Below are 26,170 nucleotides of genomic sequence, written 5' to 3' on the forward strand. Positions count from 1 at the left end.
TCATAAATGAAGAACCCCGCACGAGGCGGGGTTCTTTGGGTGAAGCAAAGAGGCTGGGGCCAGCTTACATCATGCCGCCCATGCCACCCATGCCGCCCATGTCAGGCATGCCACCAGCAGCCGGCTTCTCTTCCGGGATGTCGGCGATCATCGCTTCGGTGGTGATCATCAGGCTGGCGATCGAGGAAGCGGCCTGCAGTGCCGAACGGGTCACTTTGGCTGGGTCCAGGATGCCCAGTTCGATCATGTCGCCGTACTCACCGGTAGCGGCGTTGTAACCGAAGTTACCCGAACCTTGCTTGACCTTCTCGACCACGACGCTTGGCTCGTCGCCAGCGTTGGCCACGATCTGACGCAGTGGGCCTTCGACCGCACGACGCAGCAGAGCGATACCGACGTTCTGGTCAGCGTTGTCGCCTTTCAGACCTTCGATAGCCTGCAGGGAACGAACCAGGGCTACGCCACCGCCAGGCACCACGCCTTCTTCGACGGCTGCGCGGGTTGCGTGCAGGGCGTCTTCAACGCGGGCTTTCTTCTCTTTCATTTCGACTTCGGAACCGGCGCCGACCTTGATCACCGCAACACCGCCGGACAGCTTGGCCAGACGCTCTTGCAGTTTCTCTTTGTCGTAGTCGGAGCTGGTGTCGCCGATCTGCTGACGGATCTGGGCAATACGCGCGTCGATGTCGGACTTGTTGCCTGCACCGTCGATGATGGTGGTGTTTTCCTTGTTCAGCACGACGCGCTTGGCGTTACCCAGGTGCTCCAGGGTAGTGCTTTCCAGGCTCAGGCCGATTTCTTCGGAAATCACGGTACCGCCGGTCAGGACAGCGATGTCCTGCAGCATGGCCTTGCGGCGGTCGCCGAAGCCAGGTGCCTTGACCGCAGCGACCTTGACGATGCCGCGCATGTTGTTGACTACCAGAGTCGCCAGCGCTTCGCCTTCGACGTCTTCAGCGATGATCAGCAGTGGACGGCCGGCTTTGGCAACGGCTTCCAGGACTGGCAGCATTTCGCGGATGTTGGAGATCTTCTTGTCGACCAGCAGCAGCAGCGGGCTGTCCAGCTCGGCCACCATGGTGTCCGGCTTGTTGATGAAGTAAGGAGACAGGTAGCCACGGTCGAACTGCATGCCTTCAACAACAGACAGTTCGTTTTCCAGGCCCGAACCTTCTTCAACGGTGATCACACCGTCTTTGGTCACTTTTTCCATCGCTTCGGCAATGATGTCGCCGATGGAGCTGTCGGAGTTGGCCGAGATGGTGCCGACCTGGGCGATGGCCTTGGTGTCGGTGCATGGCTTGGACAGCGACTTCAGCTGGCTGACGATGGCCGCAGTGGCCTTGTCGATGCCGCGCTTGAGGTCCATTGGGTTCATGCCGGCGGCAACGGCCTTCAGGCCTTCGTTGACGATGGCCTGGGCCAGAACGGTCGCAGTGGTGGTACCGTCACCGGCGTCGTCGTTGGCACGGGAAGCCACGTCCTTGACCAGTTGCGCGCCCATGTTCTCGAAGCGGTCTTTCAGCTCGATTTCCTTGGCGACGGAAACGCCGTCCTTGGTGATCAGAGGAGCACCGAAGCTCTTCTCGATGATCACGTTACGGCCTTTCGGGCCCAGGGTGGCTTTTACTGCGTCAGCCAGGGTGTTGACACCAGCGAGCATTTTCTTGCGGCCGGCATCGCCGAATTTAACTTCTTTAGCAGCCATGATCGATATTCCTTAAATACTGTGTAGTAGCGGGAAATTGAGCGGGAAGGACTCAGCCTTCGATGACGGCGAGGATCTCGCTCTCGTTCATCACCAGCAGGTCTTCGCCGTCTACTTTCACGGTGTTGCTGCCGGAGTAAGGGCCAAATACCACTTTGTCGCCCACTTTCACGGTCAGCGCACGGACTTCACCGTTGTCCAGAACACGGCCGGCACCTACAGCGACGACTTCGCCACGGTTCGGCTTCTCGGCGGCCGAGCCTGGCAGCACGATGCCACCGGCAGTTTTCGTTTCTTCTTCGCTGCGACGGATTACGACGCGGTCATGCAGAGGACGAAGCTTCATTGTCGATCTCCTGATTTTGTTGGTACGTCCGGTGAAGGGCACCGGCGAGTTGTTAATCCGGCCTGGCCGGTTACGGTTCGGCATGCGAACCGCAGAAAACGGTCTGGCAGTGCGCCAGAAACCTTGCGGTGACCCATACATGAGGGCGCCCGATTTGATTACAAGGGCGGCGCAAAAAAAATTTTTACCCGGCCCTCAAACGCCTACGGCACCCGAAGGTGCCGTAGGCCTGCCCAGTGCTGGTCATTTGTCGCGGTGTTCGAACTCGCCTTCGATGACTTCAGGTTCGCGAGTCGGCTGATGGATGGCCTCCGGGCGCCCGGTCCCAGGATGCTGATGGGTGCGCAGGTCATCGGCGAAAGCGCGCTGGCGCATGGCCTGCTCTTCGGCGCGCTGACGCAGCTTGCCAATCAGCAGGCGGCGGGTCACCGGCAGCAGGCAGAGCACGCCCAGCACGTCACTGATGAAACCTGGCAGCAGCAACAGGCCACCACCGACCGCCATGCTCAGTCCTTCGAGCATCTGCTGCGCAGGCAGCTCGCCTCGCGCCAGGCTTTCGCGGGCACTCAGTGCGGTGGCCAGCCCGGCCACGCGCATCACCAACAGGCCGAGCATCGAGGTGGTCAGCACCAGCAGGAAGGTCCACAGGAAGCCTATGGACATGCCGACTTTCACCAGAACGAACAGCTCAAGCACGGGAAACAGGAGAAACAGCAGTAAAAAAGCACGCATCGAGTTTTTTCCTCTACGGAAGAACGCCTTCCAGTAGACCCTAAGTGATGTCGGAAAGTCGTTAAATCAAGCCTGAGTACCGCCGCGGGCAGGCCAATGTGTTGCGCGCGCCAGATGGACCAAGGCTTCGCGGACCTGTGTCGGGGTATTACAGGGCTCCGGGAAGGCCAGCCAGTGCAGCGAGTCGCCAATGCGCAGGTGCATGCCTTCGCTGTCGATGCCGACCATCTTCGGCGTGGCGCTCTGCGGCAGACCGGCGAGTTTCACGTAATGCGCCAGGGCCTCGGCGTGGTCCTGGTTCATGTGCTCGACCATGGAGGTTTCGCTGGAGCCGAAGAAAGGATTGGCCAACGCCACGTCATCGAGCCACTGGATGGACCCGACGCCTGCGATATAGCGGTAGCGCACCGGGGTCAGCACCCAGAAATCGAAGTCGTAGTCTTTATGGTGGTTCCGGGAGTCGGGGAAATACCGGTAATAGCGCTGTGCAGCCAGCTCCACGGCAGCCGGGTCGGCAAGCCTGCGCCCTTCGGCCATCAAGGTGATGCGCCCCAGCGTCTGGATGTTCGCCGCTTCGCGCTCGCCGACCAGCAGCGAACACTTGGGGTCCTGCTGCAGGTTATGAGTGTGCTGGGCGATACGGCTGATGAGGATCAGCGGCCTGCCCTGCCCGTCCAGGCAATAAGGCACGACCGAACCGAATGGAAAGCCCGGCATCGACATCGAGTGCGTGGCCAGCGCACCGCGGTATTCGCGCAGCAGCAGTTCACGGGCCGACCGGGTGGCTTGAACGCTCATCTTGACTCCCTCGTTAGTGTTTTTGCCGAGGCCATGGCCAGAGCCGGCCGGGCGCTGCTATACCTGTAGCGGTCTGCGGCGCAGTGCTGCACCCACGGCAGCAGCCTCTACAACCAGTGAGCACGCTTATGGAACTGAAAGGCAAGTTAATCATTATCACCGGCGGATGCCAGGGACTCGGCCTGGCCATGGCCCGCGACCTGGCCGGACGCGGCGCCAACCTGGCGCTGATGGACATCGACCAGGCCCGCCTCGACAGCGCGGTGGCCAGTTGCAAGGCACTGGGCATCCAGGCTCGCGGTTATGTCTGCAACGTGGCCGATGAAGCGCAGGTGGTCGACGCCGTGGCACGTATTGCGGCGGATTTCGGCCCGATTCACGGGCTGATCAACAATGCCGGCATCCTGCGCGACGGCATGCTGGTCAAGGTCAAGGACGGGCAGATCAGCACCATGAGCCTGGCGCAGTGGCAATCGGTGATCGACGTCAACCTGACCGGCGTGTTTCTGTGCACCCGGGAAGTTGCGGCGACCATGGTCGAGCAGAAGAGCCAGGGAGTCATCATCAACATCTCGTCGATCTCGCGGGCCGGCAATATCGGGCAGACCAACTATGCGGCGTCCAAGGCCGGTGTGGTAGCGGCTACCGTGACCTGGGCGAGGGAACTGGCGCGCTTCGGCATTCGTGTCGCGGCCATCGCCCCCGGTTTCATCGAGACGGAAATGACCGGCAGTATGAAGCCCGAGGCGCTGGAAAAGATGACCTCGGCAATTCCACTGAAACGCATGGGCAAGCCCGAGGAAATCGCCCGCTCGGTGGCGTTCATCCTGGAGAACGATTACTTCAGCGGCCGGGTACTGGAGGTGGACGGCGCGATGCGTCTGTAGCCGGCTCGGATCGCTGCTCAACGAATACAGTTAGGTTAGGGGGTGGGAGCGAGCTTGCTCGCGAAGGCGGCGCCGCGTTCACAGCAGACTTAGCGACTTTGCCCGCTTTTCCCGAGCAAGCTCGCCCCCACAAGGGCCAGAGCGCGCCTGCTTGAGGCGGAGTGGACCTGGGCAGCCAGTCGAACCCGCTCCGCCATGACGGCAGCGGGTCTGTTTGCTGGAAGAGGTTTACCAGGTCACGCCGAAGCCGGCGGTGTAGCGGGTCTTGTTGACATCACCGTCACGAGAGCCGCTGATGATGTCACGCTCGGCCTTGAGGTTGAGCGAGGCCCAGTCGGTGACCTTGTAGCGCAGGCCCGCCTCGACATCCAGAGAGTAGTCGGCGACACCGCTGAGCGGTTTGCCCAGCTCGCCATTGGTGAAGAACTCGAACTTCTTGCCCACCAGGTAGCGGTTGTAGTCCCAGGTACCGGCGACGGAATAGAAATTGGTCTTCTCGCCGTTGGAAAATTCGTAGTCCGTGCGGTTGAGCAGGCCACCCACCTTGAATGCGCCCAGCTCGTCATCCCAGAACTGATAACCCGGACCAGTACCCACGGTACGCTCACGGCTCAGGTCCTCGACTTTGTCACGCTTGTAGTTGATCCGTCCGTCCCAGTAGAACTTGTCGGTAAGGAAGTAATCCAGCGAGTACTCGGCGCTCCAGTCGTCGGTGGTGACCACGTCGTCCTGGGTTTCGCGGTTGTACTGGCCCTTGGCATTGTGCCGCCAGCGGTCGTGTCGGGCCGACGTCTTGAACGACAGGTTGTAGTCGTCGGAATCTCTCTCGGCGCGCTGGAAATCCAGCGCGGCATCGATGTTGCCCTTCCACACCAGGTCGGTAATGACCGGCTTGGGCTTGACGATCTGCTGGATGCTGGCCATTTCGACGGTCTTGGGTGCATCGCCATTGGCCAGCACCACCTTGCCGTCATCGCTGGGCTGCAGCGATTTGGCGACTTCGCCGGTGTACTGGTTCTGCTTGACCAGCAGCGGTTCCTTGCTTTCCAGGGTCTTGATCTTGCTCCAATCCAGCGGAATGGCTCCACCGTAGTCGGTCTGCAGCAGCAGCTTGCCACCGTCGAACAGTTTGATGGTGCCGGTCAGGCGGTCGCCGTTCTTCAGCCAGACGGTGTCGGCGAGCAAGGGCATGGAGGCGGTGGATACAGCGAGGCACAACAGGGTTCTGGACAACATAAGCAACTACAAGGCTGTGTTTGACGAAAATTCAGGCATCATTCGGCAGAATTCATCCCGAATACGAAACCGCAGGCGCGAGCATCACAGACCACGGGAATACGCTGTAGTTCATTCACGGTCCCGCTCAGCCCCTGCATCGCCCCCGGAAAAACCCCAGTCTTGAGCGCTTCAGACACTCCTGCCGAGCCATCACCCGCCGAGGCGCGGCGCATGGCCCTGTACATGACCCTGGAACAGATCCCCCCAGGGTACGTCACCAGTTATGGTGAGCTGGCCCAGATGGCCGGCCTGGGCCGTGCCGCGCGCTGGGTGGGTCGGACCCTGAGCCAGCTCCCGGAAGGCTCTACCCTGCCCTGGCACCGGGTGATCGGCGCTGGCGGTCGCATCAGCCTGCCGGCCGGCAGCCCTTCCGGTGATGAGCAGCGCGCCCGCTTGCGCGCCGAAGGCATAACCGTCCGTAACAATCGTGTGGATATGCTACGCCATGGCTGGCGTCCCCTATGGCACAGAGGTTAGAGTGCGCCCTTTGTTTTTCGTTACCTGAGGCAGTCACCAGCTCATGCCCCGTAAAACCTGGCGCGCCGCGCTCGCCGCTTATGCCAGCCCGTCGACGCTCGTGTTGCTGCTGCTCGGCTTTGCCGCCGGCCTGCCTTATATGCTCGTGTTTTCCACTCTGTCGGTCTGGTTGCGTGAAGCGGGCGTAGCGCGTGAAACCATCGGCTACGCCAGCCTGATCGGCCTGGCCTATGCCTTCAAATGGGTGTGGTCGCCGTTGCTCGACCAGTGGCGCCTGCCGGGCCTGGGCATGCTCGGCCGCCGTCGTTCCTGGCTGGTGCTGTCCCAGGTGCTGGTCATCCTCGGGCTGGTCGGCATGGGCTTCTGCGACCCGCAGCAGCACCTCTCTTGGCTGATCGCCATTGCCGTAGTGGTGGCCTTCGCTTCCGCGACCCAGGACATCGCCATCGATGCCTACCGTCTGGAAATTGCCCAGGACACCCAGCAGGCGGCATTGGCGGCCAGCTACATGTCCGGCTATCGGGTCGCGGCCCTGCTGTCTACCGCCGGGGCGCTGTATTTCGCCGAAGGCTTTGGCTCCACCGGCTTCGCCTACAAGCATTCGGCCTGGACCGGCACCTACGTGCTGTTCGGGGTGATGATGCTGCCGGCGCTGATCACCACGCTGATCATGCGCGAACCGCCGGTGCCCCTGCGCACGCAACTGTCAGCGGCGCGCTATGGGTTCATCCACCAACTGGCCTCGGTGTTCGTGCTGATCGTCCTGCTGGTCTCGGTCCCCGCCCTCTTTACCCAGCTGTACAACACCGACTTCGCCAGCGTGCTGTTCGGCGACGTCAGCTGGCTGACCCTGCTGCTCGAAGACCGCGCCTTCCTGCGCGCCATCCTCTATGCCGTGCTGACCAGCGCTTGCCTGTCGTCCATGGGGCGCCGCGGCCTGGCGCCGGTGCTGACGCCGGTCAACGATTTCATCATGCGCTATCGCTGGCAGGCCTTGCTGCTGCTGGGCCTGATCGCCACCTATCGAATGTCCGATACGGTGATGGGGGTGATGGCCAACGTGTTCTATATCGACCAGGGCTTCACCAAGGACCAGATCGCCAGTGTCAGCAAGATCTTCGGCCTGGTCATGACCCTGGTCGGTGCCGGAGTCGGGGGCCTGTTGATCGTGCGCTTCGGCATCATGCCGATCCTGTTCATCGGCGGTTTCGCTTCGGCGGCCACCAACATCCTGTTCCTGATGCTGGCCGACATGGGGCCGAACCTGCAGATGCTGGTGGTGACCATCTCGCTGGACAACTTCAGTTCCGGCATGGCCACCTCGGCCTTCGTCGCCTACCTGTCGAGCCTGACCAACCTGCGTTTCTCGGCCACCCAGTACGCCCTGCTCAGCTCGATCATGCTGCTGCTGCCGCGGCTGATCGGCGGTTACTCAGGGGTGATGGTAGAGAAGCTCGGCTACCACAATTTCTTCCTGATCACCGCCCTGCTCGGGGTGCCGACGCTGATCATGATCATTCTGCAGTGGAACCGGGAAATCCGGCATCCCGAGCCGCCGCCGCAAGCCCCGGCAGCGGTCGAGAAGCCTGAGGCCTGATAGGCTCATCGCGCTGGATCGGCTTCAGCAGCAAGCCCGTGGCGGCTGAAGCCCTGTAGACCCGGTGCGCTGATCAGCCCTGGGCCGCTTCCTTGTTCATCTGCACCACCTGCTGCTGGTACTGGATCTCGATGCCGGCCGCCTTCAGGCGGTCGCGGGCTTCGAGATTGAACTTCGACAGCACGTCGCCCAGGTCACCGGTCTTGGTCCACACCCGCAACTGCAGCACCACGGCGTTGTCGCCCAGCGCGCTGACCACCGCCTGGGGCGCCGGGTCCTTGAGCACCCGAGGGTCATCGGCCATGTCCAGCAGCACTTGCAGGGCCTGCCTGAGGTCAGCGTCGTAGCCCACCTTGACGTCGAACACGGCCTTGCGGGTCGGCTGACGGTTGGTATTGGTGATGATGCCGTTGGACAGCACGCCATTGGGCACGATCACCGTGCGGTTGTCGCCGGTACGCAGGATGGTGTGGAAGATCTGAATGTTGTCCACGGTCCCGGACATGCTCTGGAACTCGATCCAGTCGCCGATGCGGAACGGACGAAACAGCAGGATCAGCACGCCCCCGGCGAAATTCGACAGGCTGCCTTGCAGGGCCAGGCCGATGGCCAGGCCGGCCGCACCGATGGCAGCGACGAACGAGGTGGTCTCGACACCGATCATCGAGGCCACGCTGATCAGCAGCAGCACCTTGAGGATGATATTCGCCAGGGTACTGACGAAGCCCTGCAGGGCCTGGTCGGCGTTACGCAGTGCCAGCAGCGCGCCAAGCTTGTTGGTCACCCGGTTGATCAGCCACCAGCCGATGCTCAGGGTTACCAGGGCCAGCAGCACCCGGCTGCTGTATTGCATGATCAGCGGAATCCACGACTGGGAAACCCGCCACAGCTGATCGACTTCAGCATTCAAATCCATCTTCTACTCCTAGGTGCCTTTGGATCGCCAACGACGAAACCACTCGCGTTCTGAAGAAGCGAGTCACTTCGCGGGCTACAGGAAGGTCGGACGCATCCGGGCCGGCGGGGTTCCGCAGGCCCGGCTCGCGGCCGCGAAATCAGTCGCGGAAGTTGTTGTATTGCAGCGGCAGCTCGGCGTCGTAGGCACGCAGCAAGGCAATGGCGTCCTGCAGGTCGTCACGCTTCTTGCCGGTGATGCGCACCTGCTCGCCCTGGATGGCGGCCTGGACCTTGAGCTTGGAGTCCTTGACGTGGGCGACGATCTTCTTCGCCAGGTCCTTGTCGATGCCTTCACGCAGATTGGCTTCCTGCTTCATCACCTTGCCGGAGGCGTAGGGCTCTTTGACTTCCAGGCATTTGACGTCGATCTTGCGCTTGACCAGGGCCAGCTTGAGGATCTCGATCATCGCCTCGAGTTGGAACTCGGCCTCGGCAGTCAGGGTAATGGCCAGGTCCTTTTCCTTGAACTCGAAGGAACCCTTGCCTTTGAGGTCATAACGGCGATCCAGCTCCTTGATCGCATTGTCGACGGCATTCGTGACTTCGTGTTTATCCAATTCGGACACTACGTCGAACGAGGGCATGTATTTTCTCCAGATGAACGGCGCGCAAGAGTGACTTTTGGGCGCGCATGACTTGACGGTACGAAAGAGCGCTCATTATAACGGCACTTTTACCGCCGTTACTGCGAGCTTCGTCCGCATGCGCTCATCTTACCCCGCCACGCCTGGCCTCTGGCCGTGAGCACCTGGCACATCCTCGGCGCCGGCAGCCTGGGCAGCCTGTGGGCCATACGCCTGGCCCGCGCCGGTCTGCCGGTGCGCCTGGTCCTGCGCAACGCCGAGCGCCTGCAGGACTACCAACGCCAGGGCAGTTGCCTGAGCATGCTCAGCCACGAGGACTGCCAACGCCAGGCGTTGCCAGCGCAGCTCATCGACAGCGCCGAGCCCATCGAACGCCTGTTGGTGGCCTGCAAGGCCTACGATGCGCCACAGGCGGTCGCCAGCCTGGCGACACGCCTGGCTCCCGGAGCACAGGTCATCCTGCTGCAGAACGGCCTGGGCAGCCAGGAGGCGGTGGCGGCGTGCATCCCGGCGGCGCGCTGCGTATTCGCGTCCAGCACCGAAGGCGCGTTCCGCGAGTCGGCCTGGCAGGTGCGCTTCGCCGGACATGGCTTCACCTGGCTCGGCGACGCCCAGGCACAGACTCCACCGCAGCCCCTGCTGGACGACCTGCACAGCGCCGGCATTCCCCACCGATGGACCCCGGACATCCTCACCCGCCTGTGGCGCAAGCTGGCGCTCAATTGTGCGATCAACCCGCTGACGGTCCTGCATGATTGCCGCAACGGCGGCCTGCTTGAACACCCTTGCGAAGTCGCCACGCTGTGTGACGAGCTGGTCGGCCTGCTGCAACACTGCGGTCAGCCGAGCGCCGCCGAGGCTCTGCACGACGAGGTCCAGCGGGTCATCCAGGCCACGGCCGCGAACTATTCGTCGATGTACCAGGATGTCGCGCACGGCCGACGCACCGAGATCAGCTACCTGCTTGGCCACGCCTGCGCTGCGGCAGCCCGCCACCAGTATCCGGTGCCGCACCTGAGGGCGACGCTCACGCGTCTGCAGCAGCATCTGGCAGGCAAGGGTTTGCGAACCGACTAGGCCGCGCTAACCTGCCGGCTCAAGCCTCAGCGGTGTGACCCTTCATGTCCTTGCGTCAGCGACTCGACAACCTGCCCGTGGGCCAGAAGCTGCTGGCCGCCCTCCTGGTCTTGCTGACCACCGTCTTGCTGGTGGCCAACCTGACCTTCATCAGCGCCGCGTACTACATCTCCCAGGAGGCCATGGCGCCCCAGGCGCTGCAGACCATCGGCCGGCTGATCAGCAGCGCCTACCTCAATGAACGCGCGCTGAACTCGCCCGCCGACGCCCAGGCCCTGCTGCACGAACTCAAGAGCTACGGCCCGCTGCGCGCAGCGGCAGTCTACGACAACGACGGCACGCGCCTGGCCCAGTTGCAGCAAGGGCAGGACCTGGAGCTGCCGCATCACTACAAGGACATCGAAGGCTGGCGCCTCACCGAGTTCCGCAACACCCAGGTGATTCCGGTGCCCAAGGGCGAGCAATCCCCCGGCCACCTGCTGCTGGTGGCCAGCAGCGAGCTGCCGCCAGCGTTCTACAGCGGCACCCTGACCGCCAGCCTGGGCATTCTGGTGTTCAGCATTCTGCTGTGGGTGGTGGTCGCCCGACAGATCCGCCGGCTGATCACCGAGCCGATCTACCAGCTCGAAGAGCTGTCCCGGCAGGTCACCCGCGAAGAGAACTACGCCCTGCGCGTGCGCACCGGCAACAAGGACGAGATCGGCAGCCTGGCCTCGGCGTTCAACACCATGCTGGCGCGTATCGAAGCCCGCGAGCAGCAGCTCAAGCGCGCCCGCGACGAATCCCAGGAAGCCTACGACCAGGCTCGCGGGCTGGCCGAAGAAACACGTCGCACCAACCGCAAGCTGGAGCTGGAAGTGCAGGTGCGCAGCAAGATCGAGAAGAAGCTAACCGGCTTTCAGAACTACCTCAACAGCATCATCGACTCGATGCCCTCGGCCATGATCGCCCTGGACGAACAGCTGTATGTCACCCAATGGAATCAGGAGGCCAGCACCCTGTCGGGCACCACGCTGGACGAGGCACTCAACCAGCCGATCTTTCTCGCCTTCGAGCCGATGCGCAGCTTCATGCCCGAACTCAAGCAGACGGTGGAACAGCACCGCGTCACGCACATCGAGCGGGTCACCTGGATCAAGCATGATGTGCCCCGCCATTACGCGATGACCTTTTACCCGCTGGTGGGCGATGCCGGGCGCGGGGTGGTGATCCGCATCGACGACATCACCCAGCGCATCTCCCTGGAAGAGATGATGGTGCAGTCGGAAAAGATGCTCTCGGTGGGCGGCCTGGCTGCCGGCATGGCCCACGAGATCAACAACCCGCTGGGGGCGATCCTGCACAACGTGCAGAACATCCGCCGTCGCCTTTCCCCCGAGCTGCCCAAGAACCTGGAACAGGCACAGAGCGACGGAATCGACCTGGAGCGGGTCAACCGCTACCTGGCCGGCCGCGGCGTGCCGCAACTGCTCGACGGTATCCAGCAGGCTGGCGGGCGGGCCGCCAAGATCGTCAGCCACATGCTCAACTTCAGCCGCCTGAGCACTCGGCAGCTGTCGCCCTGCGACCTGCCGGCGCTGATCGACCAGGCCCTGGAAATCGCCAGCAACGACTTCGACCTTACGGTCGGCTTCGACTTCAAGGGCCAGAACATCGTGCGCCAGTTCGACCCGGAACTGGGTCCGGTGCCGTGCATCGCCAACGAGCTGGAGCAGGTGCTGCTCAACCTGCTGAAGAACGCCGCACAGGCCATTCACCAGCGCGAGGACGACAGCGAACCGGGGCGCATCACTCTGCGCACACGTCTCAACCCGCCCTGGGCGGAGATCCAGGTCGAAGACAACGGCATCGGCATGTCGGAAACCGTGCGCAAGCGCACCTTCGAGCCGTTTTTCACCACCAAGGAAATCGGTCAGGGCACCGGGCTCGGGCTGTCGGTGTCGTATTTCATCATCACCAATAACCACAAGGGTCAGATGGAGGTGCAATCGGCCGTCGGCACGGGCACCTGCTTCACCCTGCGCCTGCCGCTGGAAGCCCCGGCGGTGGAAGTGCCCCAGCAAACCATCAGTACACATTGAACAGGAGCCAGCCATGGGCTTTCGTCTGTCGAAGATCTACACACGCCAGGGAGACAGCGGCGAAACCGGCCTCGGCGATGGCCGCCGAGTGCCCAAGGACCACCCGCGCATCGAAGCCATAGGCGAGGTCGATACCCTCAACAGCCAGCTGGGGCTGCTGCTTGCCGGCCTCGCTGAACAGGCTGTGCAGCACCCCGCGCTGCACGAGGTCATCGAGGTTCTAGCGCCCTGCCAGCACCGCCTGTTCGATCTTGGCGGCGAGCTGGCGATGCCGGCCTATCAGGCCCTGAACACCAACGAGATCGAACGCCTGGAAGCGGCCATCGACCGCTGGAACGAAGAGCTGGGCCCGCTGGAAAACTTCATCCTGCCCGGAGGCTCGCAACTGCTGGCCCAGGCCCACGTGTGCCGCAGCCTGGCGCGCGGTGCCGAACGCCGCTGCCAGCAGCTCAATGCCATCGAACCCCTGCAAGGTGTCGGGCTGGCCTACATCAACCGGCTGTCGGACCTGCTGTTCGTCGCCGCGCGCCTGATCGGCCGCCGCCAGGGCATCGCGGAAATCCTTTGGCAACCGGCGGCCAAACCGGCGTCTTGAGCGACGCCTGGCTTTTGACTACGCAACGGGTAGAAAGGGCTTGCGCGCAGCAACCTCAAGTTCACGGCAGAGGCGGTGAACTTACCGGCCATTTAGCGGCTGAAGCTCTACAGGTGAATCTCAGCCAGCCGGCCAGAAGGCGCGGATGCCGGCCACGCCTTGGGCGCCGCACTCCCAGGCCTGCTGCAACTGCTGCGGGCCGACACCGCCGAGCAGGAACACCGGCTGGGTGAAACCGCCGATTAGCTGCGCCGCCTGTTCCCAGCCCAGCGGCGACGCGTCAGGGTGGGTCTGGGTCGGCTGGACCGGCGACAGGGTCACGAAATCAACGCCCATCTGCTCGGCCAGGGCCAATTCCTCGGCGTTGTGGCAGGAAGCTGCCAGCCAGCGCTCGGTGGGGAATGGTCGCCCCTTGGGCGCGTACTTGCGCAGTTGCTCGGCGGTCAGGTGCCAACCGGCCGAGGGGAAGTCGCCCAGCCACTCCAGCGGCCCCTTGAGCATCAACTGCGCCTTGCCGGCACACAGCCCTACGGCATCCACCGCCAGGTCGCGATAGGCCGGGTCGTAGCCGCCCGGTGCACGCAGCTGGATCAGCTTGGCGCCCTGGGCAATGGCTTTCTGCATGCCACGCAGCAGTTCACCGTTCTCCAGGCCATCCGGGGTGATGAGGTACTCGCCGGGCAGCCGCGCAGCGGCCACGATCGGCCGGTTGGCGGCGGGGAATTCGTAGTCGGGCAATTCACGGCCGGTGACCCAGGCCAGCGGCTGGCCTTCGGCGCCATGCGGCTCACCGCCGAATGCCGAAACCTCCCAGACATCCAGCAGCACGTGCTTGTCGGGGTAGTCATGCTGCACCTTGATCAGCGGGCGCGCCGCCTCGACCTGGATGCCCAACTCTTCCTGCAGCTCACGCCCCAGCGCCACGCGAGGGGCTTCGCCCTCCTCGACCTTGCCGCCGGGAAACTCCCAGAGCCCGCCCTGATGCTGGGTGTCGGCACGCCGGGCAATGAGAATACGGCCATCCTGGCCACGGATCACGGCGGCCACTACGTGTATGCGTTTCACGGTTCAAGTTCCTCCTGACCGCCTGCCGACAATGCGGGAAGACAGGCGGACGTCGCGAATTCAATAAGGCCCCGGCTGTTGCGCAGATACCGGGGCCGCGCAGACCTCAGGTCCGGTATTCGGCGTTGATCTTCACGTACTCGTGTGACAGGTCGGTGGTCCAGATGGTCTCGCTGCAATCACCACGACCCAGTTCGATACGGATGGTGATTTCCTCGCGAGCCATGACCTCGGCGCCCTGGGCCTCGGTGTAGCTGGCGGCACGGCCACCCTTGCTGGCGATGCAGACTTCGCCAAGGAACACGTCAATCTTGCTCACGTCCAGTTCTGGCACGCCGGCACGGCCCACGGCGGCCAGGATACGGCCCCAGTTCGGGTCGGAGGCGAACAGCGCGGTCTTGATCAGCGGCGAGTGGGCCACGGCGTAACCGACGTCCAGGCACTCCTGATGATTGCCACCGCCGTTGACTTCGACGGTGACGAACTTGGTCGCGCCTTCGCCGTCACGCACGATGGCCTGGGCCACTTCCATGCACACTTCGAACACGGCTTTCTTCAAGGCCTCGAACAGCGCCCCCTTGGCTTCGGTCACTTCCGGGACATTGGCCTGGCCAGTGGCGATGAGCATGCAGCAGTCGTTGGTCGAGGTGTCGCCATCGATGGTGATGCGGTTGAACGACTTGTTGGCGCCGTCGCGGATCAGGTCCTGCAGCACGTTCTGGGAAACCTTGGCGTCGGTGGCGATGTAGCCGAGCATGGTGGCCATGTTCGGACGGATCATGCCGGCGCCCTTGCTGATGCCGGTGACGGTGACGGTCACGCCATCGTGCTGGAACTGGCGGCTGGCCCCCTTGGGCAGGGTGTCGGTGGTCATGATGCCGGTGGCCGCAGCGGCCCAGTTGTCTTCCGAGAGGTCGTCGAGGGCGGCCTGCAGGGCGCCTTCGATCTTCTCGACCGGCAGAGGCTCGCCGATCACCCCGGTGGAGAACGGCAGCACCGCGTCAGTGGCTACGCCGGTCAGCTGGGCCAGCGCGTCACAGGTGCGCTTGGCCGCAGCCAGACCCGGCTCGCCGGTACCGGCGTTGGCATTGCCGGTGTTGGTCAGCAGGTAGCGCACGGTGCCCTGTACGCGCTGCTTGGCGAGGATCACCGGCGCCGCACAGAAAGCGTTGAGGGTGAATACGCCCGCCACGCTGGAGCCTTCGGCACAGCGCATGACCACTACATCCTTGCGCCCGGGGCGCTTGATACCGGCCGAGGCGATACCCAGTTCGAAACCGGGCACCGGGTGCAATGTAGGCAAAGGACCAAGACCAACAGCCATGCGTGCGCTCCTTGAGCTCTCTGTGCGCCGTCCGCCCATCGGTACGGCGCTCGATAATGGTAAAACGCCGCGACGGCGGGGCCGGTCGCGGCGTGGGTGTCAACGGCCTGGACTCAGCTGATCTGGCCGTGGCAATGCTTGAACTTCTTGCCCGAACCGCACCAGCACAGCTCGTTGCGGCCCAGCTTCTGGTCGTTGCGCACCGGTGCGGAGGCCACGGCGACTTCGCCTTCCTCCTCGGTGGCAACTGCCTGCTCCAGGCCGGGGGCCTCGGCGTGCTGGAACTGCATGCGCTGGGCCAGCTCTTCGGCTTCACGACGCAGACGCGCTTCTTCTTCCTCGGGGTCTTCGCGACGCACCTGGACATGAGACAGGACGCGGATGGTGTCGCGCTTGATCGAGTCGAGCAGCTCCTGGAACAGCGTGAAGGATTCGCGCTTGTACTCCTGCTTCGGGTTCTTCTGCGCGTAGCCACGCAGGTGGATACCGTGGCGCAGATGATCCATGGTCGACAGGTGGTCTTTCCACAGGTCGTCCAGCACGCGCAGCAGGATCTGCTTCTCGAACGTGCGCAGCGCCTCGGCACTGGCCTGTTCTTCCTTCTCGTTGTAGGCCGCCAGCAGCTCCTGCAAGAGCTTCTCGCGCAGGGTTTCCTCGTGCAGGTGGTCGTCTTCGTCGAGCCACTGCTGGACCGGCAGACGCACGCCGAAGTCCGACAGCAGGGAGGCCTCCAGGCCGGCGACGTCCCACTGCTCGGGCAGCGACTGTGGCGGAATGTGCTGGCTGATGAGGTTGTTCAGCACTTCTTCGCGGAACTCGGCGATGGTGTCGCCGATGTTGGTGGCTGCCAGCAGGCTGTTGCGCATGTGGTAGATCACCTTGCGCTGCTCGTTGGCGACGTCGTCGAATTCCAGCAGTTGCTTACGAATGTCGAAGTTGCGGCCTTCGACCTTGCGCTGCGCCTTCTCGATGGCGTTGGTGACCATGCGGTGCTCGATGGCTTCGCCGGACTGCATGCCCAGGGCCTTCATGAAGTTCTTCACCCGGTCGGAGGCGAAGATGCGCATCAGGCTGTCTTCCAGCGACAGGTAGAAGCGGCTCGAACCCGGGTCGCCCTGACGGCCGGCACGGCCACGCAGCTGGTTGTCGATACGCCGCGATTCGTGGCGCTCGGAGGCGATCACGTGCAGGCCGCCGGACTCGATGACCTGCTGGTGACGCTTCTGCCAGTCGGCCTTGATCTGCGCGATCTGCTCGGGGGTGGGGTTCTCCAGGCCGGCGACTTCGACTTCCCAGTTGCCGCCCAGCAGAATGTCGGTACCGCGACCGGCCATGTTGGTGGCGATGGTCAGCGCACCGGGACGGCCCGCCTGGGCGATGATCTCGGCTTCCTTTTCGTGGAACTTGGCGTTGAGGACCTTGTGGTCGATGCCTTCCTTGCGCAGCAGGGCCGACATGTGCTCGGAGGTCTCGATGGTCGCGGTCCCCACCAGCACCGGACGGTTCTCCGCCACGCAGGCCTTGATGTCAGCAATGATGGCCGCGTACTTCTCTTCGGCGGTCAGGTACACCAGATCGTTGAAGTCCTTGCGCGCCAGTGGCTTGTTCGGCGGGATGACCATCACTTCCAGATTGTAGATCTGCTGGAATTCGAAGGCTTCGGTGTCGGCGGTACCGGTCATGCCGGACAGCTTGGTGTACAGACGGAAGTAGTTCTGGAAGGTGGTCGAAGCCAGGGTCTGGCTTTCGGCCTGGATGTTGAGGTGTTCCTTGGCCTCGATGGCCTGGTGCAGGCCCTCGGACAGGCGACGGCCGGGCATGGTACGGCCGGTGTGCTCGTCGACCAGCAGCACCTGGCCGTCCTGGACGATGTACTCAACGTTGCGGTTGAACAGCTTGTGCGCACGCAGGCCGGCATAGACGTGGGTCAGCAGGCCCAGGTTGTGCGCCGAGTAGAGACTCTCGCCCTCGGCCAACAGGCCGGCTTCGGTGAGCATTTCCTCGATGAACTGGTGCCCGGCTTCGTTGAGTTCGACCTGGCGGGCCTTTTCGTCGATGGTGAAGTGGCCAGCCTGGGTGACTTCGCCTTCCACAGCCTCGATGTGCTGCTGCAGCTTGGGAATCAGGCGGTTGATCTCGGTGTACAGCCGCGAGCTGTCTTCGGCCTGGCCGGAGATGATCAGCGGTGTACGGGCCTCGTCGATGAGGATGGAGTCGACTTCGTCGATGACCGCGAAGTTGAGTTCACGCTGGAACTTGTCTTCCAGGCTGAACGCCATGTTGTCGCGCAGGTAGTCGAAACCGAATTCGTTGTTGGTGCCGTAGGTGATGTCGGCGGCATAGGCGGCGCGCTTCTCTTCCGGCGGCTGGAAGGGCGAGACGATGCCGACGGTCAGGCCGAGGAATTCGTACAGCGGACGCATCCAGTTGGCGTCGCGGCGGGCCAGGTAATCGTTGACCGTGACCACGTGCACGCCCTTGCCGGACAGCGCATTGAGGTACACCGCCAGGGTACCCACGAGGGTCTTGCCCTCACCGGTACGCATCTCGGCGATCTTGCCCTCGTGCAGGGTCATACCGCCGATCAGCTGGACGTCGAAGTGACGCATGCCCATGACCCGCTTACCGGCCTCACGGGCCACGGCGAAGGCTTCTGGGAGCAGTTGGTCGAGGGTTTCGCCTTTGGCTATGCGGGCTTTGAACTCTTCGGTCTTGGCGCGCAGCTGCTCGTCCGAAAGGGCCACCATTTGCTCTTCGAAGGCATTGACGATCTGTACCGTCTTGAGCATGCGCTTGACTTCACGCTCGTTCTTGCTTCCAAAAAGTTTTTTTAACAAAGGCGCAAACATATCGACAGGATCTTCCACACATAGGAATGGAGGGCGGCCCCGTGAGTCGCCCGTGCGGCCCTCATGGCCGCATGCGAACGAGCATTCTACCCGGAAACGATGGTGAGGAAAGTGGCGTTAATCCACGATGCTGGCACAGCGCTGTAAGGGGGCACGGTCACAATGGGGTCTTTTTGCCCGACTTCAACCCTGATAAACATGAAACTTGCCTGCCTGGTCGCGAGGGACACAGCCCTGGCGAGCCTGGCGACACTTTCTGATAACATTGGCCCGCTCCAGCAACCCGACTTCCCAAGGCAGCCTCGTCATGGCCTTTCGTCCCCTCGATGCCCGCTCCCCCGCCGCCCTGCTGCGCGATGCCCGGCCATTGCGGGCGATCTTCCGCCAGGCCGAACGACTCAGCCACTTGCAGAAACTGCTGGAGAGCCAGTTGCAACCGGCTGCGCGAGAACACTGCAAGGTCGCGTCCTGGCGCGAGGGCTGCCTGCTGCTGGTGGTCACCGATGGCCACTGGGCCACGCGCCTGCGCTACCAGCAACGCCGCCTGCAACGGCAACTGGCGCTGTTCGACGAGTTCGCCAGCCTGACCCGCATCCAGTTCAAGGTCCAGCCATCGACACTGCAGCAGGGCGCCGCGACTCACACCCTCGACCTGTCCCACAGCGCGGCAGAGAACATCCAGGCAACCGCTGAAGGCATCACCGACCCCAAGCTGCGCGCCGCCCTGGAGCGCCTGGCCAGCCACGCCAAAGATCGTTCCTGAGCCAAACAGAGTCTGACTGGCCAGCAGCATCTGCCGTCAGGGCATGCGACGCCTGGATGCTTTCTGCTGCCTCGCCGCCCGTGAACCAAAGGGGTGTATGGGACCGCAATCCGCTTACTCGCCAGGTACCGGCACTTTCCGTCCCTATAAAAAAGGGCCACCCGAAGGCAGCCCTGAAAGAATAAGGAAAGAGAGTAAAGCTTTTTTACTACGCTGCGGCCACAGGACGCATGTAGGAAATAGGAGCGGTGCTGGCGTCTTCGAAGACCACCGTTTCCCAGGCATCCTTTTGTGCGATCAGTGCGCGCAGCAAGCGGTTGTTCAGCGCGTGGCCGGACTTGAAGCCGCGGAATTCACCGATCAGGCTGTTACCCAGCAGATACAGGTCGCCGATGGCGTCCAGGATCTTGTGTTTGACGAACTCGTCTTCGTAACGCAGGCCGTCTTCGTTCAGCACGCCTTCCTTGTCGACCACGATGGCGTTTTCCACGCTGCCACCCAAGGCCAGGTTGTGCTTGCGCAGGTACTCGATGTCGCTCATGAAGCCAAAGGTACGGGCCCGGCTGACTTCCTTGACGAACGAAGTGCTGGAGAAGTCCACACTGGCGCTCTGCGTGCGATCCCGGAATACCGGGTGATCGAAGTCGATCTCGAAGCTCACCTTGAAGCCTTCGAAAGGCACGAAGGTGGCACGCTTGCCGTCTTCTTCGACGGTGACTTCACGCAGGATACGGATGAACTGCTTCGGCGCTTCCTGCTCCTGCAGGCCGGCCGACTGGATCAGGAACACGAAGGGACCCGCGCTGCCGTCCATGATCGGGACTTCGGACGCCGAGAGTTCGACATAGGCGTTGTCGATACCCAGGCCAGCCATCGCCGAAAGCAGATGCTCGACAGTGTCCACCTTGATGTCGCCCTGGACCAGCGTGGTCGACAGGGTGGTTTCTCCGACGTTTTCCGCACGAGCCTGGATCTGGACAACCGGGTCCAGGTCGGTACGGACGAAGACGATACCGGTGTTCACAGGTGCGGGCTTCAGGGTCAGGTAAACCTTTTCCCCGGAATGCAGACCGACACCTGTGGCACGGATAATATTTTTCAGGGTACGTTGTTTAATCATGGCATTGGCCGCTTGAGCACTAGTTGCGAACGGGTATCAACAAAGGCTGGCGATAATAGCAGACCGAGCCTTTGCTGAACACCAATCAGCCTAATCCCCCTGATAAATTCCATCAATCGGCCTGGCGACGCAGGAAGGCCGGGATGTCCAGATAGTCCAGATCATCGTTGGGGTTGAGCTTGGTCGCAGCGCTGGCGCCGGCGTGTGCCTGGTTGCGCATCACGGTCGGACGCTCCAGGTCACGGTAGTTCACCGCGGCCGGTTCACGCACGGTAGCAGCCGGTTGCTGAACCTGCTGTTGCGGCGCAGCGCTCTGCAGGGTGTTGTCGATGACCTTGACCGGCTTCTCGATACGCGCACCCAGACCGGTGGCCACTACGGTAACGTGCAGCTCGTCGCGCATGTCCGGATCGATAACGGTACCGACCTTGACCATCGCGTGCTCGGAAGCGAAAGCCTCGATGATGCTACCCACGTCGGAGTACTCACCCAGCGACAGGTCGGGACCTGCGGTGATGTTGACCAGGATGCCGCGAGCGCCCTGCAGGTTGACGTCTTCGAGCAGCGGGTTGCGGATTGCCGCTTCGGTGGCCTCGCGTGCACGGTTCGGACCGCTGGCGGCACCGGTGCCCATCATGGCCATGCCCATCTCGCTCATCACGGTACGTACGTCGGCGAAGTCGACGTTGATCATGCCGGGACGCTTGATGATGTCGGAGATACCGCGAACGGCACCGGCCAGTACGTCGTCGGCCTTGGCGAAGGCGGACAGCAGGCTGGCATCCTTGCCCAGGATGGTCAGCAGCTTCTCGTTGGGGATGGTGATCAGCGAGTCGACGCTTTCGGCCAGCATGCGGATGCCTTCATCGGCGATCTGCATACGTTTGCGACCTTCGAACGGGAACGGACGGGTCACCACCGCAACGGTGAGGATACCCAGCTCCTTGGCCACTTCGGCGATGATCGGCGCAGCACCGGTACCGGTACCGCCGCCCATGCCGGTAGTGATGAACACCATGTTGGTGCCCTGCAGGACTTCCGCGATGCGCTCGCGGTCTTCCAGCGCAGCCTGGCGGCCGACTTCAGGGTTGGCGCCAGCGCCGAGGCCCTTGGTCACACCGGTACCCAGTTGCAGGATGGTGCGCGCGCCGATGTTCTTCAGCGCTTGTGCATCGGTGTTGGCGCAGATGAATTCGACGCCTTCGATGCTGCTCTTGACCATGTGGTTGACCGCGTTGCCGCCACCACCACCCACGCCGATAACTTTGATTACCGGGCTTTGCGGGACATTGTCTACGAGTTCGAACATTTTCCCTCTCCTTCAGCTCTCTATTTTATTTACGCCTATCGCCTGCCGTTACCACTGGCCAAGCGTGGGGTTCAGAAGTTGCCCTGGACCCAGCGCTTGAAGCGCTCCAGTACCGGAGCCTTTGGTTCATCGCCATAAGAACCGTTACCAACACCGAGACCGGACAGCGAAATGCCATCCGATTGTTTCTGCAGCCCGTACTGCAGCAAACCTACACCCGTGGAATAGATCGGGTTGCGCACGACGTCGGCCAGTCCCTTGACGCTGTGTGGTACGCCCAGGCGTACCGGCATGTGGAAGATCTCCTCGGCCAACTCGACCGCGCCTTCCATTTTCGAGGTCCCGCCGGTCAGCACGATGCCCGCCGGGATCAGGTCTTCATAGCCGCTGCGACGCAGTTCGGCCTGGATCAGGGTGAACAGCTCGTCGTAACGAGGTTCGACCACTTCGGCCAGGGCCTGGCGCGACAGCTCGCGAGGTGGACGGTCGCCCACGCTCGGTACTTTGATGGTTTCACCGGCGCCGGCCAGTTTGGCCAGGGCGCAGGCATAGCGAATCTTGATTTCCTCGGCGTACTGGGTCGGCGTACGCAGGGCCATGGCGATGTCGTTGGTGACCTGGTCACCGGCGATCGGAATCACCGCCGTATGGCGAATGGCGCCTTCGGTGAAGATGGCGATGTCGGTGGTACCGCCACCGATGTCCACCAGGCACACGCCCAGCTCTTTCTCGTCGTCGGTCAGCACCGAATAGGCCGATGCCAGTTGCTCGAGGATGATGTCATCGACTTCCAGTCCGCAGCGACGCACGCACTTTTCGATGTTCTGTGCAGCGTTCACCGCGCAGGTGACTACATGCACCTTGGCTTCCAGGCGCACGCCCGACATGCCGAGCGGCTCGCGCACGCCCTCCTGGTTATCGATCACGTAGTCCTGCGGCAGCGTGTGCAGCACACGCTGGTCGGCCGGGATGGCCACGGCCTGGGCGGCATCCAGTACGCGCTCCAGGTCGGCAGAACTGACCTCGCGATCGCGGATCGCCACGATGCCGTGGGAGTTCAGGCTGCGGATGTGATTGCCGGCCACGCCGACGAACGCCGAGTGGATACGGCAGCCGGCCATGATCTGCGCTTCTTCGACCGCACGCTGGATCGACTGGACGGTGGACTCGATGTTCACCACGACGCCCTTCTTCAGGCCGCGGGACGGATGGGTACCGATCCCGACGATCTCCAGCGAACCATCGGCCGCGACTTCGCCTACCAGCGCCACCACCTTGGAGGTGCCGATATCCAGTCCGACGATCATTTTGCCGCTTTGCACATTTGCCATGGTTCTGCCTCTAGTCAATTCTTCGCAACGGCGGGTTTGTCCGTCGCCGGCGCTGCCTGCTCACGCCATCCGACCGCAAGGCCGTTGGAATAGCGCAAGTCGACGCGCGCAATATTCGTAATTTGTTCTTTCAGCGTCTTGTCGTAGATCGAGATGAAGCGGCGCATCTTCTCGACCAGATGGTCACGCCCCAGCAACAGCTCGATCCCTGGTCCCGCACTGCCAGCCCCCGTGGTCAGGAACCAGCTGCCTCGCTCACGCAATTCCAGGCGCGCGATGGAAAAGCCCAGCGGTCGCAGCATCTGGCTCAACACCTGGTACTGCTGCATCACCTGCTGCTGGGCCCGCTGCGGGCCGAACAGCTGCGGAAGATGCTCGTAATTGGACAATTCACGCGGGGTGAACGCCTGTCCCTGGTTGTTCAGCAATGCCTCATCGCCCCAGCGCGCCACCGGGAGTTGCTCCTCCAGGCGGATCACCACCTGGTCCGGCCACACCCGCCGAACCTCGGCATGGGCGATCCATGGCATCTGTTCCAGCTCGGTACGCATGCCGGTCAGGTCGATGGTGAAGAACCTCGCCGCCACATAGGGCGCGATACGCTGCTGCACCGCCTGCTGGCTGATGTAGCTCAGGTCGCCCTGCACGTTGATCCGGCTGATCGGTCGGTCGACGTACGGCAGCAGGTACTGCGCGCCGTAATAGGTGCCGAAGCCGAGACCTACCAGCATCACCGGCCACATCAGACGCTTGAAGAATCCTGCGCTGGGCTTGGGCATGCGCGCCGACAGCGGCTCCTTGGCCACCATGCGGCTCGCACCCCGTGGTGCCGGCTTGCGGCCGGAAACCGGGGGCTGATGACGTGCCGATGCGCCGTGCATGCTCAACCTCGCACCTGAACGCTGTCAGCGAGAATCGCCAACACCAGTTGCTGGAAATCCAGCCCCGCCGCGCGCGCCGCCATGGGCACCAGGCTGTGGTCGGTCATGCCGGGCACGGTATTGACCTCCAGCAACCAGAAGCGCCCCTCGGCGTCCTGCATCACGTCGGTACGCGCCCAGCCGCTCACGCCCAGGGCCTGGCAAGCGCTGGCGGCCAGGTCCTTGAGGGCCTGCTCGCTGGCTTCGCTGAGCCCGGAGGGAATCCGGTACTGGGTGTCGTCGGCCAGGTACTTGGCCTCGTAATCGTAGAAACTGTGGGGCGTGCCCAGGCCGATTGGCGGCAGGACCTGGCCACGCAGGCTGGCAACGGTGAACTCCGGACCTTCGATCCATTGTTCAACCATCACTTGCGAATCGTAGGTACTGGCATTCTTCCAGGCGGCGATCAATTCCTCGACGCTGCTCACCTTAGCCATCCCGATACTGGAACCTTCATGGGCCGGTTTGACGATCAAAGGCAGGCCCAGTTCCGTCGCTGTAAAAATACAGTCATCTTCGCTGGCGAGCACGGCGTACAAAGGCGTCGGCAGGCCGAGGCTGTGCCAGATCTGCTTGGTGCGCAGCTTGTCCATGGCCAGTGCCGAAGCCAGTACGCCGCTGCCGGTGTAAGGGATGCCCAGACACTCCAGCAGACCCTGCATGCTGCCATCTTCGCCGCCACGGCCGTGCAGTACGATGAACGCACGGTCGATCTTCTCGCCGCTCAGGCGCTGCAACAGGTCGGCCCCTACATCGATGCCGAACGCGTCCACCCCGGCGCCCAGCAGCGCATCGAGCACGGCTCGCCCAGACTTGAGCGAGACTTCGCGCTCGGCGCTGTTGCCGCCGAACAGCACTGCCACCCGGCCGAAGGATTCCGGTGCCAGGTTGCAGGACAAGGTGGATACGCTCAGATCGGTCATTTGAGCTTCCCTTCGGTGGGCGCCACTACGGCGCCAGCGAACAGCGGACTCTTGAGCAACTGCGGCGCCAGCCCACCGATGTCACCGGCACCCTGACAGAGCAGGATGTCGCCGGCACGCAGCAGCGGCTTGACCAGCGGCGCCAGCTCGGTGCCCCGCTCGATGTAGATCGGGTCCAGCTGGCCACGCTGACGAATGCTGTGGCACAGGTTGCGGCTGTCCGCACCGGGAATCGGTTCTTCGCCGGCCGGGTAGACTTCCATCAGCAGCAGTACGTTGGACTCGGCCAGGACCTGGACGAAATCGTCGTACAGGTCGCGGGTGCGGCTGAAACGGTGCGGCTGGTAGACCATCACCAGGCGACGCTCCGGCCAGCCGCCGCGCACGGCGTTGATCACCGCAGCCACTTCACGCGGGTGATGGCCATAGTCGTCGACCAGCATCACGTGGCCGCCCTCGACCGGCAGCTCGCCGTAGACCTGGAAGCGTCGGCCCACACCCTGGAAGCCCGACAGGCCCTGGATGATGGCTTCGTCGCTGATGCCTTCGTCGGTGGCGATGGCGATGGTCGCCAGCGAGTTGAGCACGTTGTGGTTGCCCGGCATGTTCACCGACACATCCAGCGGCTCACGGTCGCGACGCAGCACGGTGAAGAAGGTGCGCATGCCTTCCTGGCGCACGTTGATGGCACGCACATCGGCGGCTTCGTCGAAGCCGTAGGTGACGATCGGACGCTTGACCTGGGCCATGATCTCGCGCACCACCGGGTCGTCGATGCACATCACCGCCAGACCGTAGAACGGCAGGTTGTGCAGGAACTCGACGAAGGTCTTCTTCAGCTTGTTGAAGTCGCCTTCGTAGGTGGCCATGTGATCGGCATCGATGTTGGTGACCACGGCGACCAGCGGCTGCAGGTGCAGGAAGCTGGCGTCGCTTTCGTCGGCCTCGGCGATCAGGTAACGGCTGGTGCCCAGCTGGGCATTGGTGCCCGCAGCATTGAGACGGCCGCCGATGACGAAGGTCGGGTCCAGGCCACCGGCGGCGAATACCGAGGCCAGCAGGCTGGTGGTGGTGGTCTTGCCGTGGGTGCCGGCCACGGCAATGCCATGCCGGTAGCGCATCAGCTCGGCGAGCATCTCGGCACGCGGCACCACGGGGATACGGCGCTCCAGGGCGGTGGCGACTTCCGGGTTGGAGGTGTTGACCGCGCTGGAAACCACCAGCACGTCGGCGCCCACGGTGTTCTCGGCCTGGTGGCCGATGAAGATCTCGGCACCGAAGGATTTCAGGCGTTCGGTGACCGCCGAACTCTTGAGGTCGGAACCGGACACCTGGTAACCCAGGTTGAGCAGCACTTCAGCGATGCCGCACATGCCGACGCCGCCGATACCGACGAAGTGGATACGGCGGATACGGCGCATTTCCGGTTGCGGCATGGCGCGTTGACTC

23 protein-coding genes are annotated in these 26,170 nt (G+C 63.1%); 7 read left to right on the forward strand and 16 right to left on the reverse strand.

What is annotated here, in order from left to right; all coding sequences use genetic code 11:
* Positions 1 to 64: 64 nt before the first annotated feature.
* The 4 genes from groL to RRX38_RS11075 all read right to left on the reverse strand — a co-directional run bounded on the left by groL (position 65) and on the right by RRX38_RS11075 (position 3,584).
* Positions 65 to 1,708, reverse strand: a complete 1,644-nt coding sequence (gene groL, locus RRX38_RS11060; RefSeq protein ID WP_315962521.1) for a chaperonin GroEL — start codon at positions 1,706 to 1,708, stop codon at positions 65 to 67.
* 52 nt (positions 1,709 to 1,760) lie between these two features.
* Entirely contained in the window at positions 1,761 to 2,054 is a 294-nt protein-coding gene (locus RRX38_RS11065) for a co-chaperone GroES (RefSeq protein ID WP_295474018.1), read from the reverse strand.
* Between the two features lie 243 nt (positions 2,055 to 2,297).
* A complete protein-coding gene (locus tag RRX38_RS11070) occupies positions 2,298 to 2,786 on the reverse strand; it encodes an FxsA family protein (protein WP_295474021.1) in 489 nt (162 codons plus the stop codon).
* Positions 2,787 to 2,852: 66 nt separating this feature from the next.
* Complete coding sequence (locus RRX38_RS11075) at positions 2,853 to 3,584, reverse strand: HugZ family protein (protein ID WP_315962522.1); 732 nt, start codon at positions 3,582 to 3,584, stop codon at positions 2,853 to 2,855.
* A 128-nt stretch (positions 3,585 to 3,712) separates the two neighbouring features.
* Here RRX38_RS11075 and RRX38_RS11080 point away from each other — a divergent pair, with 128 nt between their 5' ends.
* Positions 3,713 to 4,471: an SDR family oxidoreductase gene (locus RRX38_RS11080; protein ID WP_315962523.1), complete on the forward strand. Its 759-nt coding sequence runs from the start codon at positions 3,713 to 3,715 to the stop codon at positions 4,469 to 4,471.
* A gap of 228 nt (positions 4,472 to 4,699) precedes the next feature.
* Here RRX38_RS11080 and RRX38_RS11085 read toward each other — a convergent pair whose 3' ends face one another.
* Positions 4,700 to 5,707: a DUF481 domain-containing protein gene (locus tag RRX38_RS11085; protein WP_315962524.1), complete on the reverse strand. Its 1,008-nt coding sequence runs from the start codon at positions 5,705 to 5,707 to the stop codon at positions 4,700 to 4,702.
* Between the two features lie 213 nt (positions 5,708 to 5,920).
* On the opposite strand from RRX38_RS11085, the gene RRX38_RS11090 reads away from it, so the two are divergent.
* Positions 5,921 to 6,226, forward strand: coding sequence for an MGMT family protein (locus RRX38_RS11090; RefSeq protein ID WP_295474323.1), 306 nt, complete (start codon positions 5,921 to 5,923; stop codon positions 6,224 to 6,226).
* Positions 6,227 to 6,269: 43 nt separating this feature from the next.
* Entirely contained in the window at positions 6,270 to 7,823 is a 1,554-nt protein-coding gene (locus RRX38_RS11095) for an AmpG family muropeptide MFS transporter (protein WP_295474030.1), read from the forward strand.
* Positions 7,824 to 7,896: 73 nt separating this feature from the next.
* On the opposite strand, the gene RRX38_RS11100 is transcribed toward RRX38_RS11095, so the two are convergent.
* Positions 7,897 to 8,739: a mechanosensitive ion channel family protein gene (locus RRX38_RS11100; protein ID WP_295474033.1), complete on the reverse strand. Its 843-nt coding sequence runs from the start codon at positions 8,737 to 8,739 to the stop codon at positions 7,897 to 7,899.
* A gap of 139 nt (positions 8,740 to 8,878) precedes the next feature.
* Positions 8,879 to 9,364, reverse strand: coding sequence for a YajQ family cyclic di-GMP-binding protein (locus RRX38_RS11105; RefSeq protein ID WP_295474036.1), 486 nt, complete (start codon positions 9,362 to 9,364; stop codon positions 8,879 to 8,881).
* A 156-nt stretch (positions 9,365 to 9,520) separates the two neighbouring features.
* Between RRX38_RS11105 and RRX38_RS11110 the strand changes: the two genes are divergently transcribed.
* The 3 genes from RRX38_RS11110 to RRX38_RS11120 are packed head-to-tail and all read left to right on the forward strand — an operon-like array spanning position 9,521 to position 13,117.
* Positions 9,521 to 10,441, forward strand: coding sequence for a putative 2-dehydropantoate 2-reductase (locus RRX38_RS11110; RefSeq protein ID WP_410524884.1), 921 nt, complete (start codon positions 9,521 to 9,523; stop codon positions 10,439 to 10,441).
* A gap of 44 nt (positions 10,442 to 10,485) precedes the next feature.
* Positions 10,486 to 12,522 carry an ATP-binding protein gene (locus RRX38_RS11115; RefSeq protein ID WP_315962525.1) on the forward strand — a complete coding sequence of 679 codons (2,037 nt, stop codon included), beginning with the start codon at positions 10,486 to 10,488 and terminating at the stop codon, positions 12,520 to 12,522.
* 13 nt (positions 12,523 to 12,535) lie between these two features.
* Entirely contained in the window at positions 12,536 to 13,117 is a 582-nt protein-coding gene (locus RRX38_RS11120) for a cob(I)yrinic acid a,c-diamide adenosyltransferase (protein ID WP_315962526.1), read from the forward strand.
* A gap of 120 nt (positions 13,118 to 13,237) precedes the next feature.
* Here RRX38_RS11120 and RRX38_RS11125 read toward each other — a convergent pair whose 3' ends face one another.
* From RRX38_RS11125 to secA, 3 genes are all read right to left on the reverse strand, one after another.
* The gene (locus RRX38_RS11125; protein WP_315962527.1) at positions 13,238 to 14,182 is read right to left on the reverse strand and encodes a Nudix family hydrolase; all 945 of its coding nucleotides are present in this window, start codon (positions 14,180 to 14,182) and stop codon (positions 13,238 to 13,240) included.
* 106 nt (positions 14,183 to 14,288) lie between these two features.
* Complete coding sequence (argJ, locus tag RRX38_RS11130; protein WP_315962528.1) at positions 14,289 to 15,506, reverse strand: bifunctional glutamate N-acetyltransferase/amino-acid acetyltransferase ArgJ; 1,218 nt, start codon at positions 15,504 to 15,506, stop codon at positions 14,289 to 14,291.
* 113 nt (positions 15,507 to 15,619) lie between these two features.
* Complete coding sequence (gene secA / locus RRX38_RS11135) at positions 15,620 to 18,355, reverse strand: preprotein translocase subunit SecA (protein WP_315962529.1); 2,736 nt, start codon at positions 18,353 to 18,355, stop codon at positions 15,620 to 15,622.
* 307 nt (positions 18,356 to 18,662) lie between these two features.
* Here secA and RRX38_RS11140 point away from each other — a divergent pair, with 307 nt between their 5' ends.
* Positions 18,663 to 19,118, forward strand: coding sequence for a DUF721 domain-containing protein (locus RRX38_RS11140; RefSeq protein WP_315962530.1), 456 nt, complete (start codon positions 18,663 to 18,665; stop codon positions 19,116 to 19,118).
* A 208-nt stretch (positions 19,119 to 19,326) separates the two neighbouring features.
* Here RRX38_RS11140 and lpxC read toward each other — a convergent pair whose 3' ends face one another.
* The 6 genes from lpxC to murC all read right to left on the reverse strand — a co-directional run bounded on the left by lpxC (position 19,327) and on the right by murC (position 26,157).
* The gene (gene lpxC, locus RRX38_RS11145; protein WP_295474055.1) at positions 19,327 to 20,238 is read right to left on the reverse strand and encodes a UDP-3-O-acyl-N-acetylglucosamine deacetylase; all 912 of its coding nucleotides are present in this window, start codon (positions 20,236 to 20,238) and stop codon (positions 19,327 to 19,329) included.
* 112 nt (positions 20,239 to 20,350) lie between these two features.
* Entirely contained in the window at positions 20,351 to 21,547 is a 1,197-nt protein-coding gene (gene ftsZ, locus RRX38_RS11150; protein WP_295474058.1) for a cell division protein FtsZ, read from the reverse strand.
* Positions 21,548 to 21,618: 71 nt separating this feature from the next.
* Complete coding sequence (ftsA, locus tag RRX38_RS11155) at positions 21,619 to 22,878, reverse strand: cell division protein FtsA (RefSeq protein ID WP_295474060.1); 1,260 nt, start codon at positions 22,876 to 22,878, stop codon at positions 21,619 to 21,621.
* A 14-nt stretch (positions 22,879 to 22,892) separates the two neighbouring features.
* Positions 22,893 to 23,759, reverse strand: coding sequence for a cell division protein FtsQ/DivIB (locus RRX38_RS11160; protein WP_295474063.1), 867 nt, complete (start codon positions 23,757 to 23,759; stop codon positions 22,893 to 22,895).
* A gap of 2 nt (positions 23,760 to 23,761) precedes the next feature.
* Entirely contained in the window at positions 23,762 to 24,721 is a 960-nt protein-coding gene (locus RRX38_RS11165) for a D-alanine--D-alanine ligase (RefSeq protein WP_315962531.1), read from the reverse strand.
* Positions 24,718 to 26,157: a UDP-N-acetylmuramate--L-alanine ligase gene (gene murC / locus RRX38_RS11170; protein WP_315962667.1), complete on the reverse strand. Its 1,440-nt coding sequence runs from the start codon at positions 26,155 to 26,157 to the stop codon at positions 24,718 to 24,720. The genes RRX38_RS11165 and murC overlap by 4 nt, the downstream gene beginning before the upstream one ends.
* Positions 26,158 to 26,170 lie beyond the last annotated feature (13 nt).

The organism is Pseudomonas sp. DTU_2021_1001937_2_SI_NGA_ILE_001, from assembly GCF_032463525.1.
Lineage (GTDB): Bacteria > Pseudomonadota > Gammaproteobacteria > Pseudomonadales > Pseudomonadaceae > Aquipseudomonas.